General features: G+C 51.7%; 18 protein-coding genes. 6 read left to right on the top strand and 12 right to left on the bottom strand.

Features of this window, described 5'->3' with window-relative positions; translation table 11 throughout:
• Complete coding sequence (locus MJ769_RS02730; RefSeq protein WP_239234309.1) at window positions 1–462, bottom strand: GbsR/MarR family transcriptional regulator; 462 nt, start codon at window positions 460–462, stop codon at window positions 1–3.
• 442 nt (window positions 463–904) lie between these two features.
• Window positions 905–1,096 carry a phage integrase N-terminal SAM-like domain-containing protein gene (locus tag MJ769_RS02735; RefSeq protein ID WP_239234310.1) on the bottom strand — a complete coding sequence of 64 codons (192 nt, stop codon included), beginning with the start codon at window positions 1,094–1,096 and terminating at the stop codon, window positions 905–907.
• 267 nt (window positions 1,097–1,363) lie between these two features.
• Here MJ769_RS02735 and MJ769_RS02740 point away from each other — a divergent pair, with 267 nt between their 5' ends.
• Window positions 1,364–1,795 (top strand): cupin domain-containing protein, encoded by a 432-nt coding sequence (locus tag MJ769_RS02740; protein WP_239234311.1) that lies wholly within the window; start codon window positions 1,364–1,366, stop codon window positions 1,793–1,795.
• Window positions 1,796–2,088: 293 nt separating this feature from the next.
• Here the strand turns inward: MJ769_RS02740 and panD are convergent, their stop codons facing one another.
• From panD to hda, 10 genes are all read right to left on the bottom strand, one after another.
• Window positions 2,089–2,469, bottom strand: a complete 381-nt coding sequence (gene panD, locus MJ769_RS02745) for an aspartate 1-decarboxylase (protein ID WP_239234312.1) — start codon at window positions 2,467–2,469, stop codon at window positions 2,089–2,091.
• Window positions 2,470–2,635: 166 nt separating this feature from the next.
• Window positions 2,636–3,475: a pantoate--beta-alanine ligase gene (panC, locus tag MJ769_RS02750; protein ID WP_239234313.1), complete on the bottom strand. Its 840-nt coding sequence runs from the start codon at window positions 3,473–3,475 to the stop codon at window positions 2,636–2,638.
• A 27-nt stretch (window positions 3,476–3,502) separates the two neighbouring features.
• Entirely contained in the window at window positions 3,503–4,294 is a 792-nt protein-coding gene (panB, locus tag MJ769_RS02755; RefSeq protein WP_239234330.1) for a 3-methyl-2-oxobutanoate hydroxymethyltransferase, read from the bottom strand.
• Entirely contained in the window at window positions 4,294–4,935 is a 642-nt protein-coding gene (locus MJ769_RS02760; RefSeq protein ID WP_239234314.1) for a deoxynucleoside kinase, read from the bottom strand. Before MJ769_RS02760 ends, panB begins: the two co-directional genes overlap by 1 nt.
• Window positions 4,925–5,422 (bottom strand): 2-amino-4-hydroxy-6-hydroxymethyldihydropteridine diphosphokinase, encoded by a 498-nt coding sequence (gene folK, locus MJ769_RS02765; protein ID WP_239234315.1) that lies wholly within the window; start codon window positions 5,420–5,422, stop codon window positions 4,925–4,927. The genes MJ769_RS02760 and folK overlap by 11 nt, the downstream gene beginning before the upstream one ends.
• 137 nt (window positions 5,423–5,559) lie before the next feature.
• Window positions 5,560–6,900 (bottom strand): polynucleotide adenylyltransferase PcnB, encoded by a 1,341-nt coding sequence (gene pcnB, locus MJ769_RS02770; protein ID WP_239234316.1) that lies wholly within the window; start codon window positions 6,898–6,900, stop codon window positions 5,560–5,562.
• 56 nt (window positions 6,901–6,956) lie between these two features.
• Window positions 6,957–7,730 (bottom strand): ABC transporter ATP-binding protein, encoded by a 774-nt coding sequence (locus MJ769_RS02775; RefSeq protein WP_239234317.1) that lies wholly within the window; start codon window positions 7,728–7,730, stop codon window positions 6,957–6,959.
• A 7-nt stretch (window positions 7,731–7,737) separates the two neighbouring features.
• Window positions 7,738–8,703: a FecCD family ABC transporter permease gene (locus MJ769_RS02780; protein WP_239234318.1), complete on the bottom strand. Its 966-nt coding sequence runs from the start codon at window positions 8,701–8,703 to the stop codon at window positions 7,738–7,740.
• Between the two features lie 251 nt (window positions 8,704–8,954).
• The gene (locus MJ769_RS02785) at window positions 8,955–9,617 is read right to left on the bottom strand and encodes an HAD family hydrolase (RefSeq protein WP_239234319.1); all 663 of its coding nucleotides are present in this window, start codon (window positions 9,615–9,617) and stop codon (window positions 8,955–8,957) included.
• The gene (gene hda / locus MJ769_RS02790; protein WP_239234320.1) at window positions 9,614–10,282 is read right to left on the bottom strand and encodes a DnaA regulatory inactivator Hda; all 669 of its coding nucleotides are present in this window, start codon (window positions 10,280–10,282) and stop codon (window positions 9,614–9,616) included. The genes MJ769_RS02785 and hda overlap by 4 nt, the downstream gene beginning before the upstream one ends.
• 168 nt (window positions 10,283–10,450) lie before the next feature.
• On the opposite strand from hda, the gene purM reads away from it, so the two are divergent.
• From purM to MJ769_RS02815, 5 genes are all read left to right on the top strand, one after another.
• Window positions 10,451–11,530: a phosphoribosylformylglycinamidine cyclo-ligase gene (gene purM / locus MJ769_RS02795; protein WP_239234321.1), complete on the top strand. Its 1,080-nt coding sequence runs from the start codon at window positions 10,451–10,453 to the stop codon at window positions 11,528–11,530.
• Window positions 11,505–12,176 carry a phosphoribosylglycinamide formyltransferase gene (gene purN / locus MJ769_RS02800; protein ID WP_239234322.1) on the top strand — a complete coding sequence of 224 codons (672 nt, stop codon included), beginning with the start codon at window positions 11,505–11,507 and terminating at the stop codon, window positions 12,174–12,176. Before purM ends, purN begins: the two co-directional genes overlap by 26 nt.
• 3 nt (window positions 12,177–12,179) lie before the next feature.
• Entirely contained in the window at window positions 12,180–12,905 is a 726-nt protein-coding gene (locus MJ769_RS02805; protein ID WP_239234323.1) for a DUF3108 domain-containing protein, read from the top strand.
• A gap of 234 nt (window positions 12,906–13,139) precedes the next feature.
• Entirely contained in the window at window positions 13,140–14,426 is a 1,287-nt protein-coding gene (locus MJ769_RS02810) for an RsmB/NOP family class I SAM-dependent RNA methyltransferase (RefSeq protein WP_239234324.1), read from the top strand.
• A gap of 64 nt (window positions 14,427–14,490) precedes the next feature.
• The gene (locus MJ769_RS02815) at window positions 14,491–15,123 is read left to right on the top strand and encodes an NAAT family transporter (protein WP_239234325.1); all 633 of its coding nucleotides are present in this window, start codon (window positions 14,491–14,493) and stop codon (window positions 15,121–15,123) included.
• Window positions 15,124–15,203: the final 80 nt, after the last annotated feature.

Raw genomic sequence — 15,203 nt, forward strand, 5'->3', positions numbered from 1 at the left:
TCATCGACGCTCTAATTGCTCAAGCCGACTTAACATGCTGAGATACCCCTCATCCATGATTTTATAAAACGTTTCGAGATCTTCCAGCCGCTTACGTGCTTCAGGACGTTGAATTGCCTTCATAGCGTTCGTTACAACGGTGGTGTTTGCCTTCGCCTGCTTTGAATGTGCCTGCAGCATTGACACATAGGGATGCTCGCGCATCGCAAAGTACGTATGTCGAGTACCCGCTTTCGTTTTCAGCTCCACGAGTTCCAGTGTCTGCAGCGTTTTGAGTGCCATGCTGATGCTTGCTCGGCTGATCTGAAGTATCTCTGCGATTTCGATAGGGGCGTGCGCTTTGCCTGTTACGATCAGCAATCCCCAAATACGCCCACTGATTCGCGTAAGCCCCCCGGACTCCGCGATCAAACCAAGCCGGTCGATGAAATCATTTTCTTCGTTTGTAAGAATCTCTCGCATATGAATATTTCCCGCTTTTCTATTTATCAGTCTGTCATTCTAACATTATTATAATTACTATTGTTTTAGTAATTAGTGAAACATAAATATATAACGAACAAGGTTGGATTGTGACCACGAAGCGAGCCTTGTTGCCCTTGGCATCGCGGATATGCGCGCGAGCGCGTGCCGCATCGATATCCGCCAATTGCAGCCGTAGCCCTTCGCCCAGGCGCAGCGCAGGCTATACAGCGTGAAGAAGCACACCCGGTAACTGACCACGCGCGTGGCGATTAATATCCACCGGACTCTCGTCGACCGTGACGACATCCGGCAGGCGTTGGCACCTCGGAGGGTTGATCAGTCCGGGCGCGACCCAAGGCTTGCGCAAGACGTTCGGGCAGTAAAACTTTAACCCCTACAGGTCGAGTTTGACCGTACTCCACGAGTGCGACGCCACCAGTTAGGTGAAATATTTTCTCAGTTGTGCCTCGGTCAGGCTGTCGATTTGATGATCGAAGCGCGCGCCGATGCGGCGTAGGGTGCGCGAGTACGCCTCGATGGTCTTGGGCTGCAAACCTTTGAGCTTGAGGTGCTTGAGAGGTGTCTGGTACGGCTGGTCGAAGTGCGATTGCGATGAAAATGTTGTGTTCATGCTGGCGTGTCCTCATGATTGTGTGCAAAATCAACTCCTCAGAAGACGAGGGGACGAAGAGGAAGCATAAATCGTGGCATCGCAGTTTGGGTTGCCTCCGCGTAGTGGCTTCGTCCAACCTCTCGCTTAAGTTGACGCGCAATGGCATGGCACCATGGCTGTGCGACCGTTTTGTTCTTCATGAATAATCGATGGGGCAGACTCGATTGACCAAATTGATTGAAGTTGGAGCGCTTTAAACCGTACTGTTGTTATTAAGGTGTTTTCATGAAAATTGCCAATTATTTTTGCATTGTTGTTTGCGCCTTGGTTTGTCAGCCAACTGCATTCGCTCTTGATACGTCCTCTGCTGTGAAAGCATCGGTCATATTGAAGACCGATACTAGTTGGGACGGCAAACCAATTATTTATCCTGAGGGCAAGCCTGAACTTACTGGCTTGATTATAGAAATTGCGCCTGGCGGCGAAACAGGCTGGCATTTGCATCCAGTTTCATCATTTGGTCTAGTGCTTGAGGGTGAACTGGAAGTTCAACTAAAAAGCGGTGCGCTGAAACGGTTAAAAGCAGGCGAGGCATTGGCGGAGGTAATTAATACCCTTCACAATGGCCGTAATCTTGGCTCGACTCCTGTGAAGCTAGTGGTTTTTTATGCTGGGGTTGTTGGTCAAAAATTAACGATTAAAGAGCACGCTGAATAATATAGCCAGATAGATACCGTCTTGAACGTCAAAGCGGCAAGTTGAGCTGAATGAAATGAAGCCCAACTTGCCAGCGCTAGAGCCCTAATCACCCCAGGCATGCTGTAGTTGCTGTGGCCACAACCAGAGATAGAGATCAACGCAGATCAGTTGCTCTGGAGACGAGCCAAGGATGTGTATCTACGCGAGTGCTGCTCATAACGCTTGTTGTGAGTATTCGCTGCCAACGGAGTAGTGTTTTTTAATTTCTCACAAACTCTAAGTAGACACATGGCTAATCAGAGAATCGGCTACTACGCTGCCTGTACTGAAATTTCATCGCGCTGGGCAATAATACGATTGTGCCCATCCACATACACCAGTTGAGGATGGAAGTTTTGCAGCTCCAGTTCGGTATACATTGCGTAAGTGGCGATGATTAGAATATCGCCTAGATTGGCCTTGTGCGCCGCTGCGCCATTCACCGAAATAACGCCGGAACCGCGCTGTGCGCGGATAGCATAAGTGGTGAAACGTTCACCATTGGTGACGTTATAAATATCGATCTGCTGGTATTCACGGATATCAGCGGCATCCAATAAATCGTCATCGATCGCACACGAGCCTTCATAATGCAATTCCGAATGCGTCACATGCACTCGATGCAATTTGGCTTTGAGCATAGTTCTTTGCATTGCGTCACCCCCTATGGGAGAACAAGGGCAGGCATTATATAAGGACGCCCCTGTAAATCCAAATTTCGTCCCAATTCGGCGTTACTCAAAAAATTATCGCTTGCACATCTCCTACATGCCGCGCTCAATTTTTTACTCGTGCCTTGTCTTGTTTAGAATCTTGAATTTATGGAGGTGTCCTTGAGACCTCCAGATTGTCTATCAGTCGGGTTCGCCCAAGCCTAGCCGCAGCCAAAATGACCAGATCACCCTCGCTCGCTGTTGGCTTAGACAAGCTGGACTGGGCGCGTATCGTCACGTAATCGACCTGCCAGCCACGCGCGGCAAGCACTTCCATGGCTTGCCGTTCCAATTTAAAGAAATCCGTTGCACCATCCATAATGGCCAGACGAATTCCAACAAGATTTTGGTATAGAAAAACCGCTTCAGCTCGCTCCGCAACGTTCAAATACTGGTTGCGCGAACTCAACGCCAGACCGTCCGCTGCACGCACCGTTTCGCCGCCGCTAATCTCTACGGGCAGATTCAGTTGTGCCGTCATTTGGCGCATTAAATACAGCTGCTGATAATCTTTTTTGCCGAATACCGCGATGCGCGGCTGCACAATGTTGAATAGCTTCAACACCACCGTCGCTGCGCCACGAAAATGTCCGGGGCGAAAAGCACCGCATAAATCATTGGCAATGGGCGGTAACTCCACTGTCACTTGTTGCGGCTGCGGATATAAATCACGCTCGCTCGGCGCAAACACCACATCCACCCCGCACTGTTCCAGCATTTTGCAATCCTGCTCCAGTGCTCGCGGGTATTTGGAATAATCCTCGTTCATACCAAACTGTAGCGGATTGACAAATATGCTTACCACCACAAACTGGCCATGCTGGCGTGCAATTCGCACCAGATCAAGATGCCCCTCGTGCAGATTGCCCATGGTCGGCACCAAGGCGATGCCAGTTACGCCTCGCAAACGTTCGCGCATTTCGGCAATGGTGTGAATCACTAGCATCTATGAACCTTCAAAAACTCGTTCTCTTCAGAAGCTGTGTTCCGCACCGGGAAAGGCGCCGGATTTTACTTCAATCACATAACGCGTCACCCCGTCGGCAATACTTTGCGCGTCATGCATATAGTTCTTCACAAAGCGGGCTTTTTTGCCTGGGTAAATATCCAGCATGTCGTGCAGCACCAACACTTGGCCGGAACAAGCCGCGCCCGCGCCTATACCTATAGTGGGAATAGAAATATTGGCGGTAATTTCTGCGGCCAGCAGCGCTGGCATGGCCTCCAACACCACCAGCCCAGCCCCGGCCTGCTCGACTATTACTGCATCTTGCAACAGACGCTGAGCGTCGGCATCGTTCTTACCCTGCACACGATAACCACCCATCTGGTGCACCGACTGCGGCGTAAGCCCAATATGGGCGCATACTGGAATGCCGCGCCCGGCAAGAAAGGAAATAGTCTCGGCCATCGCTGCACCACCTTCGAGTTTAATCATCTGTGCGCCTACTGCCATCAGGCGCGCGGCATTTTCAAAAGTCTTTTCCGGGCTGACCTGAAAGGTGCCGAAAGGCATATCGGTGATTATGAATGCCTGTTTCGACCCTCGCGCTACACAGGCTGTGTGGTAGACCATCTCGTTTAAGGTCACCGGCAGGGTAGTCTCTTGCCCTTGCAATACCATACCCAGCGAGTCACCCACCAGCAGCACGTCTACCCCGCCTGCTTCGAGTAACGACGCAAAGCTGGCGTCATAACAGGTCAACACAGCGATTTTTTCGCCTTTGTCTCGTAATGCCTGCAATGACGTCAATGTCGTTCGCATCATGCTCCTCTACTAAAAAAATCGCGCTGCCCGCGCATCCCTTCGATACGCTGCAACAGTAAGGCGAAATCCTCGTCACTATCCACAAAATTCAAATTTTCACTATTCACGATAAACACTGGGGCCGTGTCGTAATGATAAAAAAAATCGCTATAAGCCTGTGCCAAACGCGTCAGGTAGGAATCAGTAATCTGTCGTTCGTAAGGAGCGGCACGCTTGTGTACGCGCTCTATCAGAGATTCCGGTGAAGCTTGCAGGTAAATCACCAAGTCCGGTGCAGGCGCTTGCGGCGCCAGGTTGTGGTAAATTTTCTGGTATAGCGCAAATTCCTCATCGCTCAGATTCAAGCGGGCAAACAGCACATCTTTGTCGAACAAATAATCCGCCACGGTACTGGTACTAAATAAATCCATCTGTGTTAAATATCGTACCTCATCAATACGCTGAAACAAGAAATACAATTGAGTTGACAGCGCATGGCGCGCGGGATCTTCATAAAATCGCGCCAAAAAAGGATTTTCTTCGGGTTTTTCCAGCAACTCAGCCGCTTCATAATGTTTGGCAAGACGGCTTGCCAGGCTGGTCTTGCCCACCCCGATCGGCCCCTCGACTACTACGTAACGGTATTTATCAAACAACATTTACAATCCGCTCCAATTGCTGTTGCTTACAGTCTAGCAGTGCTTCCGCCACCGTACCCACACCGGGAATAACACAATCCGGCGCAATTTCCAGTAACGGGTACAGTACAAATGCACGCAGGTGCATCTGCGGATGAGGAATGGTCAGGCTGTGCTCATGATGACGCAAATCATCATACAACAGCACGTCCAAATCCAGCGTTCGTGGTGCGTTCCGAAATTCTCGCGTGCGACCACATTCGCGCTCCAGCCCAAGAAGCGCATCCAGCAAAGACCGGGGGCTCAGTTCGGTTTCCAATTGCGCTACCGCATTAATGAAGTCTGGCTGTTCGAGATAGCCTATTGGCGCACTGCGATAAAACGAAGAACTCGCCAATACTCGGGTATGTGGCAAACTGGCTAACGCCCGCAGAGCATGTGACACCTGTTCGCACGGGTCATCCAAATTACTGCCCAAGCCTATGAAAGCCTTATGCTTGGAATTCATTCTTAAATATCCATTTTGCGATTTCAGCAGGATGCGTGCAGCGAAGCAATATCCATCGCATTTTAATGCAAGTCAGCAGACAAAATTACGTGTATCACTTACTCTCCAATCCGAAATACAGGCTTCCTTGATACTCATTATTTGATAGGCAATTCCGCTGCAATTTTAGTAGCCGGTTTCTTGCGACGACGGCGTTTCTTGACCACTTCGTCAGGTAATAGCATTTCAGCGCGGCGCTCTTCCGTAGCATCCTGAAATTCGTCCCACCACAAGCCCAGTTGCGAATCCACCTCGCCACTTTCACAACGTAGCAGCAAAAAATCATAAGCGGCACGAAAATGTGGCTGAGACAGCAAGCGAAATGGCCGCTGCCCACCGCGCTGCCCAAAACGAGGTTGTAATAACCACAAATCCTTCATCACCGCATCATAACGGCGCGGGATGGCAAGCTGCGCCCGCTGCCTGCTGAGCACCTCGTCCATCGCTGCATGTAGCGCTCCGACTGGACGCTCGCCTGCATCTTGATGCATTTTCCAGGCAGACAGCACCTCGTGCCACAGTAGCGCGGCAAACAGAAAAGCGACCGATACAGATTTCTCATCACGAATACGCTGATCGGTATTCTGCAAAGCCAGCATGACGAATTTTTCGCCCAAAGGCTGTTTCAGTATCACATCCAGCATCGGCAACAGTCCATGGTGTAAATCCATGGATCTTAGTTTTTTGACGCACTCCAACGCATGGCCCGATAACAACAGCTTAAGCATCTCATCCAGCAAGCGGGCCTGCGGCACGTTACCAAGCAAGTCTTTCATTTGTGTGATGGGTGTGGCGGTAGCAGCTTCCAGCTTCATACCCAGCTTGGCCGACAAGCGCACCGCGCGTAGCATGCGCACCGGATCTTCGCGGTAACGTACGGCCGGATCACCGATCATGCGCAGGGTATTGGCGCAGATGTCAGAATAGCCATTGTGATAGTCGTAAATCTCCTGACTCGACGGATCATAAAATAGCGCGTTGGCGGTAAAATCGCGTCGCGCCGCGTCCTGCTCCTGATCGCCAAATTCATTGTCACGCAATAACCGCCCATGTTCATCTGTTTCTGCATCTTCACTCTCTATCTTGCGGCGAAAGGTGGATGTTTCCACAGTTTCTTCACCAAACAAGACATGCACCAAACGGAAGCGCCGCCCGATTATGCGTGAACGACGAAACACACGGCGCACCTCTTCCGGCGTGGCGTTAGTTGCAATATCGAAATCTTTGGGATGGCGATGGAGTAATAAATCGCGCACTGCGCCACCCACAACAAAAGCCGCGTAGCCCGCCGCCTGCAAACCATCTGTCACCTTGCGCGCAGCGGGGCTAATGCCATCGCGGCTAACGCCATGAACATCAAAGGGAATGATGTGACAGCTTCCTTCTATCCGAGTGCGGATAGATTTTCCGAATATGCGCTTGAACAGCTTTTTTATCATTGTTTTCTACTGTGACAGAAATGCCGCAAAAATCGCGACAAACTTAGGAGCGCGGATTATACACCCGCTACAAACCAGCGCTCCCCCTCCACGGACAGCTCGCGTAACGGGCACTGATACAGCGCCTCCAAGTGTACGCGCGTCAGCAACGCTTGCGCTGGGCCATGTAACGCATGACCATCAGCAAACAGCAGCAGCACATGATCGCAGCAGCGTTGCGCCCATAACGTGTCATGCAACACCATCATAAGCGCGCAACCTTGCTCCTTAAGCCGGCTGAACACTTGCATCGTCTGTGCCTGATGGCGCAAGTCAAGATGCTGTAATGGCTCATCCAGCAAATAACACTGAGCCCGCTGCGTCAGCACCTGGGCAATAGCGGCACGCTGCCGTTCACCGCCTGACAATGTGTTGTATGGACGTTGTGCCAGCCCTTCCAACTCCATCTGCGCCAAAGCCTGCTGTGCCAGCGTTTCATCCTGTACGCTATAACCGAACAACGAGGCACGATGAGGGAAGCGGCCCAACAATACATATTCCTGCACACTCCCCCAGAACTCACCGCTTTCACTTTGCAGCAACACTCCAAGATGCTGCGCGAGGTTGCGCCGAGCGTGGGCGGCCAGTTCCACATCATTCAAACTCACCACGCCAGCCTGTGGTTTATGCAAACCGGCCAGCGTGCGTAGCAAGGTCGTCTTACCCGCCCCGTTCTGTCCTAACACGCCCCAACATTCACCTGGACGAATCGTCATATCAAATTCACGGCATATCAACTTGCCGCCTATTGCTACCGTGAGTTTATGCGCTTCCAAAACCAGATTATTCAAGGCTTCCTCAACTCCGCCGACTCAATAACCACAGCAATACCGGCACGCCAAGCAGCGCAGTGAATACACCCACAGGAAATTGTAGTGGCGACCACAACGTGCGTGCCAAAGTATCGGCCAACACCAAAAAACTGCCACCCAATAATGCCGATAATGGGATGAGCCAGCGGTGGGCGCTGATACCAATAAGGCGAATAGCATGCGGTATCATCAAACCGACGAAACCGATGCTACCGCCGAGTTGTAGTGCCGTCACCGTAAGCACAGCAGCAGCGAAATACAATCCTGCCTGCCAGCGACCAACTGCCACCCCCAGTGCCGCTGCCTTGTCCAGCCCGCCCGCCAGCACATCCAGGCCGCCAGAAAATACCGTGGCACACAACCCTACTGCCATCAGCACAAACCAGGCAAATGGCAAACCTTGCGCATGGGATAAATCCCCCATCAGCCAGAACAACATGCCCTTCACCTCATCACCCTGCGCCAATGTCAGCAGCAGACTGATCAGCGCGCCACAACCGGCAGAAAGCACCACGCCGGTAAGCAACAGGCGGTAGATATTTCGTTCGCCGTGTCGAAAGCCCAAACCAAATACCGTGACTATAGCCAGCGATGCACCCGTAAACGAAGATAATTGAGTGGCAGCCAAACCCGCGCCGAGCAACATGGCGGCCAGCGCACCCACCGCCGCACCACCGGAAATACCAAGGATATAAGGATCTGCCAGCGGATTGCGCAGCAGCGCCTGCAACAGCACGCCGGACAAAGCCAGCAACCCGCCACAGACAAATGCTGCCAGTACACGCGGCAAGCGCAACTGCCACAACACCGTTGTAGCAGTGTCATCGTTATTACCCCACAAAGCGTGCCACATCTCAATCGGTGCAAGTGGCAATGAACCGTTCATCAAGCCAAAACCTAGACTCAGTGGAACCGTGCATAGCAGCAAGGAAAAAAGGATTCGCGGGGGCATTATTTATTTGATATTAGCAATCAATAAAAAACGCACGATTTGACGTGCGCTTTGTCAGGCATAGTTGATCAGTAAACCTTTCAGCCATATCCTCATAAATTATTTGTGATCAATACCTTGCTGCATCTTTTAATTAGCGTCCATATCGCACATTTTCATTCTTCATGCTGCGGCCCAGGAAAACCGGGAGCGGCGAGGGAAGGAGAATGAATTTATCGTGTTATTTCCTGCTTGCCATATTGCACCTGCCCTCAACGCAAAGTCAAAATACGCCAGCCATGCTGTTCTGCATGCTTACGTAATGTTGCATCCGGATCGACCGCTATTGGGTTGTTCACTTTCGCCAGCAATGGCAGATCGTTTAAGGAATCGCTGTAAAAAAAACTATCGGCAAAACTTTCCCAGCCCCATCCTTTTTGCGTCAACCAGTTTTCCAGCCGGGTAATTTTGCCTTCACGGAAGCACGGCACGCCAGCCACTCTCCCGGTAAATTCACCGTCTTTTTCTTCCGGCTCGGTTGCAATCAGATGCTCCACGCCGAACTCCTGTGCAATTGGCGAGGTCACAAAACTATTAGTGGCAGTAATGATAATACACACGTCCCCCGCCGCACGGTGCTGTGCTACTAACGCTTGCGCAGGGTCAGTTATCATGCCGCGCACCTTGTGCTGCATGAAGTCGTCACGCCAGCCATTTAAAACCTTGCGCGCATGACGCGACAAGGGCTTTAACTGAAAATCGAGAAATTCATAAATATCAAGCGTACCCGCTTTGTATTGCTCATAAAAAGCCAGGTTTTTCGCCTCAAATAGTTCGCGTTCGACCACACCCTGTTCGATGAGAAACTGAGCCCACTCGAAATCGCTGTCACCATTCAGCAAGGTATTATCTAAATCAAATAGTGCAAGGTTCACACAGACTCCTCGTTAAAAATTTGCATCACCTCTTTCAGCAATGGTACCGAGGGCGCACGCTGTAAACGTAAACACTGCGCGTCCAGTGCATCCAGCAGCCCGAGCAACGCATGCATATCACGCCGCCCATGCCGCAACAGGTATTGCGTTACCTCTCGCGGCAGGATGAAGCCGCGCGCTTGGCCATGCTGCTCCAATGCTTGCATCTTTTCTGCATCGTTCAGCGCATGCACCTGATACACTAATCCCCAGCCTAACCGAGTGCGAAGGTCGTCGCGCAATTTTAAATGAGCCGGCGCGGCTACACCGCTGACCAGCAACATACCACCACTTTCGCGCACCCTATTATAAAGGGCGAACAGCGCAATCTGGGCGGCATCATCTAACACCTCAACATCATCCACTGCAATCACTGAAACCACATCCGGCACAGCGCCATGAGCAAAAACTGCGGACTGCCCCAACGCGCGTGCCTGCGCCACCACTGCCTGCATGAGATGGCTTTTACCACAGCCCTCCTCGCCCCATAGGTAGAAACACCGTTCGTTTGAGGTTCCAACCAATGCATGTTGTAATTCCGCAATCAACTCAACGTTACGGCCCGGTACGAAATTGCTTAACGTGGGTACCCAGTCCGGAGCAATATTTAATAATAATTGCGTCATAAAAATTAATCACAATACGCGTAGTATGAACAACCGCCATGCCATTGACATGGTTCAATCCGACAACAATGCTGCCATCACGGATAGGATGACGCAGCAAGAAATAGCTCCCACTTGCAGTGCAGCGAAGCGTTGAATGGTCATTTGGGGTAAAATATCCCAAGCAAGATGGCCTGCACTGTATCCCGAAGAAAGCGAGAACTCAACTTGAGCTTACCTAATACCCTTTCCTACCTCGACGCCGGCGTAGACATAGCCGCAGGTGATCGTCTCGTGGAAAATATCAAACCGTTCGCCAAACGTACTATGCGCCCGGAAGTTCTGAGTGGCATAGGCGGCTTTGGCGGATTAGTCGAAATTTCTAAAAAATACCGCGAACCGGTGCTGGTGTCTGGTACCGATGGCGTGGGTACCAAATTGAAATTGGCATTCGAATTGAATCGTCACGATACAGTAGGCATCGACCTGGTTGGGATGAGCGTCAACGATATTCTGGTGCAGGGTGCAGAACCGCTGTTTTTCCTTGATTATTTCGCCTGTGGCAAGCTGGATGTAGATGCCGCCACCGAAGTCATCAAAGGCATTGCAGCCGGATGCGAGCTGGCTGGTTGTGCGCTCATTGGCGGCGAGACTGCCGAAATGCCGGGCATGTATCCGGTGGGCGAATATGACCTCGCCGGTTTTGCTGTGGGTGTAGTGGAGAAAGCCAACATCATCACCGGCGCTGACATTCGGCCTGGCGACACAGTGCTGGGACTCGCCTCTAACGGTGCACACTCCAACGGTTACTCGCTGGTGCGTAAAATCATCGAGCGCTACCAGTCTGACCTCAATGCTAAATTTGATGGTGAGCGCACGCTGGCTGATTGCATTATGGCGCCCACGCGCATCTATGTGAAACCACTGCTGGCGCTAATGCAAACCCTTCGGATAAAAGGAATGGCGCACATTACTGGCGGCGGCCTGCTGGAAAATGTGCCCCGTGTATTGCCTGCCAACGTCACCGCTGTGATTGACGGACTCGCTTGGCGCACACCCAAGCTATTCGAATGGATCCGCGAACAGGGCAACGTGGCCCAACAAGAAATGTACCGCACCTTCAACTGCGGCATCGGCATGGTGGTCATCGTGGATCAAAATGATGCCGCAGCCGCAATCAACCAGCTCGTCGCCGCTGGAGAAACCGTATGGCCCATAGGCACAATTGAAGCGCGGACAGGCGATGAATCACAAACTCGAATTGGCTAACGTAACGGTAAAATCCATCGTTATTCTGATTTCCGGCCACGGCAGTAACATGCGCGCGTTGCTGGAAGCCGACTTACCCTGCCGGGTAGCAGCGGTTATCAGCAATCAAGCCGATGCCCCAGGATTGGAAATTGCCAAACAGCATGGGATTTCAACAAGGATCGTGGCACACCTCAACCATCCAGACCGCGAATCTTTCGATTCTGAGCTGGCTCTCTGCATAGACAGCTACCAGCCCGACCTTATCGTGCTTGCTGGCTTCATGCGCATTCTCACCGCTCAGTTCGTGACACGCTATCAAAACAAGCTTATTAACATCCACCCCTCGCTGTTGCCCGCATATAGTGGCCTGCATACTCATGCGCGCGCACTCCAGGACGGCGTGAAGATCCATGGCTGCACCGTGCATTTCGTCACCAGCGACATTGATCAGGGTCCCATCATCATCCAGGCCGCAGTGTCGGTACACATGGACGACACCCCGGCAACCCTGGCGGCACGCGTGTTACAACAAGAACACCGCATTTTTCCGCAGGCTATCCGTTGGTTCTGCAACGGCGACATCAGCCTGAGTGCGGGTGGCAAGGTGCTAATGAAAGGGCTGGAGCAGCCCGGTAGCGCTCTAATCTCTCCGGAAATGGAGTAAAGTATGCGTCACATCATTTATCTAGTCGGATTGCTATTACTGGTTAGCACTACGCCGCAAGGTCTATTCGCAGCTACTTCCTTGCCCGCGCAGGTCAGCCATATTGACGCACATTACGATGTACTCAAAGGCAATATTAAAATTGCTACCGTTACAGAAACCTATACCCGCACACAGGATAGCTACCGTATTGAAAGCGTAACCAAAGCAATCGGCTTGCTCGCCATGTTCAAACCAGAGGTCATCCACGTCACCAGCGAAGGCACCCTGACAGCGAAAGGCTTACGCCCACTCACTTATATCCAGAAACGCAAACTCGATACTGAACGCAATACGCGCGCTGACTTAGACTGGAAAACTAAACACATCACCCTGACTGACCGCGCCGGAAAACGCACGCTACCGCTGCCAGATGGAACTCAAGATCGACTAAGTGCGATGTACCAGTTTATGTTCGCGCCGCTGCAAAATTCCACCGAGCTCAACTTCAAAATGACTAACGGCAGCAAGGTAGATGATTACAGTTATCGCATTATGCCTGACCAAAACATGACGATTCCGCTTGGCACATTCAAGACATTTTACGTAGCCAACCCGCCGCAAGAGGGTGAAAATCGAACTGAAATCTGGCTGGCAACACAACACGGCAATTTTCCTTACAAGATGACTGTCACCGAGCCTGACGGTGGCAAAATCACGCAGATGTTGAACAAAATAAACTTCAAGTAGCAATCATTGGACGACCTATAAAATGAATCCTGGCCAGTCCGCCAGCCGCATCACCCTTGCCATCAAGCTTTCTCATGGTGCAGCACTATGGCTCTTCATCTTGTCATTTCTGACATCCGTGTCGCGGACGAATAAGAAACTCCAAAGTCATGGAGCCCTGTCCTGTAAACTTCGCCCCTATTCCCGTGATCGTTTCCATCACCTCATCGAGTACTTTTACCCTAATTTAAAACTATGTTACTGACCGAATATCGCCTAGATCTCGTTATCCAAGCCCTGCGCAGCATTTTGCCGCTGGAACATCCCGCCGACGCACTGCTGCGCCAATTTTTTAAGCGCGAGCGTATTGGCTCCAACGAACGAGCGCTAGTGGCAGAAACGGTGTTCGCCGTGTTGCGCCACCGCCTGTTTCTGGAACACGCCTGTACCGATCAGGCCACGCCACGTCGCATGGCGCTGGCTTGTTGGATCAAGTTCAGCGGCTACAACCTGCGTGAACTCACCCCGCTTCTGAAACGCGATGAAAGCGACTGGCTGGGGCAAGTGAAAGCCATCAACCTTGCCGAATTATCCTTGTCGGTGCAGGCCGAACTGCCAGAATGGTTGATCGCACAACTGCAAGCTTCAATGACGGATGAAGCCATCCTCATACTGGGCCGCTCCATGCAGCAGCCTGCCCCACTGGATTTGCGCATCAACACGTTTCTCGCCACGCGCGACGAGGTGCTGCAAACATTGCAGGCAGAGGGCATGGACGCGCAAGCCACGCCCTACTCCCTCATCGGCATCCGCCTCAAGGACAAGCCCTCACTCACCAAGCACCCGCTGTTCCTCGCCGGAAAAATAGAAGTCCAAGACGAAGGTAGCCAGCTGCTTGGATTTCTTCTTGCCCCCAAGCGCAATGACATGGTTGTTGATTTTTGCGCCGGCGCTGGAGGCAAAGCACTCATGCTGGGCGCCATGATGCAGTCTCAAGGCAGGCTGTATGCCCTGGACGTATCCGAAAAAAGATTGGCCAACCTCAAGCCACGCCTAAAACGTTCGGGGCTTAGCAACCTGCACCCGCAACTCATAGCACATGAAAACGACAGCAAAATAAAGCGTCTGGCGGGCAAAATCGACCGCGTTCTTGTAGATGCGCCGTGTAGCGGGCTGGGCACACTGCGCCGCAATCCGGACATCAAATTCCGCCAATCGTCTCAAAGCGTGACCGAATTCACCCAGTTGCAAGCCTCTATCCTGGCCTCAGCCAGCAAATTGCTCAAACCCGGCGGCCGTCTGGTGTATACCACCTGTAGTTTTTTGCCACAGGAAAACCGCGCCATAGTCGATGCATTTCTTGCCAGCCATCCTGAATTTACATTACGACCTGCTGGAGAAATTCTCGCGCAGCAAAAAATTCCGCTGGAAGCAGAAGACTGCCTGCAACTGATGCCACAACTGAACAGCACCGATGCCTTCTTCGCAGCGGTACTGGAGCGGGTAAAAACGGCTGCCCCGAACGACGTCGTTGCTGCCTAAATTTGAAAGAGAACTACCGGGAATTTATTCGACCAATTTTTCTGTATTTTCTTGACTGAGCGCCATGCTGGATTTCACCGAATACACCAAGATTTTTATCAGTCTGTTCGCCATCCTTGATCCGATCGGGATCATCCCTATCATCATTCTGTTCACATCCGGCATGTCACCGCCAAAACGAGCCGAGGTTGGCCGCATCGCATCGCTGGCGGTATGCTCCATTTTGCTGGTTGCGTTATTTGTAGGCCAACCACTACTCGCTTTTTTCGGTATCAGCATCAGCTCATTTCGAGTGGCGGGCGGCATTCTGCTGATGTTAATGGCCTTCAAAATGTTGAATGGCAACCTCTACACATCCATCGAAGCTGATAATGACAGTGTTGGGGGCGGAACAAGCTCGATACATGCCATCGTGCCGTTATCCATTCCACTACTGGCCGGTCCCGGCTCCATCAGTGCGGTGATTCTGGAGGCACACAAGGCGCACGGCATTGAGCATTATTTAATCATGAGCTTGGAAATTATGTTACTCAGCGTAACGGTCTGGCTAACCTTCCTGATTGCACCATGGGTGGCGCAACGTTTGGGCAAGATAGGCATAGACGTATTTACTCGACTAATGGGCTTGGTACTTGCAGCCATTTCGGTGGAGTTTATTGCGGGTGGAATACGCGGGTTATTCCCTGTCCTGGGCTAAGAAGAAGCCCTAAAAATGTTGTAACGTTAGCGCAGTAATCGGCGGTTGCCGAAAATCGCGCCGAAGAAACAAGAGATCAT

It is taken from the genome of Candidatus Nitrotoga sp. BS (genome assembly GCF_927797785.1).
In the GTDB taxonomy this organism is placed as follows: domain Bacteria; phylum Pseudomonadota; class Gammaproteobacteria; order Burkholderiales; family Gallionellaceae; genus Nitrotoga.

Excerpts from the sequence above, each read along its gene's own strand:
- MJ769_RS02760 (WP_239234314.1), bottom strand. The coding sequence starts at position 4,935 with ATGTTGTTTGATAAATACCGTTACGTAGTAGTCGAGGGGCCGATCGGG.
- MJ769_RS02805 (WP_239234323.1), top strand. The coding sequence starts at position 12,180 with ATGCGTCACATCATTTATCTAGTCGGATTGCTATTACTGGTTAGCACT.
- MJ769_RS02815 (WP_239234325.1), top strand. The coding sequence starts at position 14,491 with ATGCTGGATTTCACCGAATACACCAAGATTTTTATCAGTCTGTTCGCC.
- hda (WP_239234320.1), bottom strand. The coding sequence starts at position 10,282 with ATGACGCAATTATTATTAAATATTGCTCCGGACTGGGTACCCACGTTA.
- panB (WP_239234330.1), bottom strand. The coding sequence starts at position 4,294 with ATGCGAACGACATTGACGTCATTGCAGGCATTACGAGACAAAGGCGAA.
- MJ769_RS02735 (WP_239234310.1), bottom strand. The coding sequence starts at position 1,096 with ATGAACACAACATTTTCATCGCAATCGCACTTCGACCAGCCGTACCAG.
- panC (WP_239234313.1), bottom strand. The coding sequence starts at position 3,475 with ATGCTAGTGATTCACACCATTGCCGAAATGCGCGAACGTTTGCGAGGC.
- pcnB (WP_239234316.1), bottom strand. The coding sequence starts at position 6,900 with ATGATAAAAAAGCTGTTCAAGCGCATATTCGGAAAATCTATCCGCACT.
- MJ769_RS02810 (WP_239234324.1), top strand. The coding sequence starts at position 13,140 with ATGTTACTGACCGAATATCGCCTAGATCTCGTTATCCAAGCCCTGCGC.
- folK (WP_239234315.1), bottom strand. The coding sequence starts at position 5,422 with ATGAATTCCAAGCATAAGGCTTTCATAGGCTTGGGCAGTAATTTGGAT.
- purM (WP_239234321.1), top strand. The coding sequence starts at position 10,451 with ATGGCCTGCACTGTATCCCGAAGAAAGCGAGAACTCAACTTGAGCTTA.
- MJ769_RS02780 (WP_239234318.1), bottom strand. The coding sequence starts at position 8,703 with ATGCCCCCGCGAATCCTTTTTTCCTTGCTGCTATGCACGGTTCCACTG.
- panD (WP_239234312.1), bottom strand. The coding sequence starts at position 2,469 with ATGCAAAGAACTATGCTCAAAGCCAAATTGCATCGAGTGCATGTGACG.
- MJ769_RS02740 (WP_239234311.1), top strand. The coding sequence starts at position 1,364 with ATGAAAATTGCCAATTATTTTTGCATTGTTGTTTGCGCCTTGGTTTGT.
- purN (WP_239234322.1), top strand. The coding sequence starts at position 11,505 with ATGAATCACAAACTCGAATTGGCTAACGTAACGGTAAAATCCATCGTT.
- MJ769_RS02730 (WP_239234309.1), bottom strand. The coding sequence starts at position 462 with ATGCGAGAGATTCTTACAAACGAAGAAAATGATTTCATCGACCGGCTT.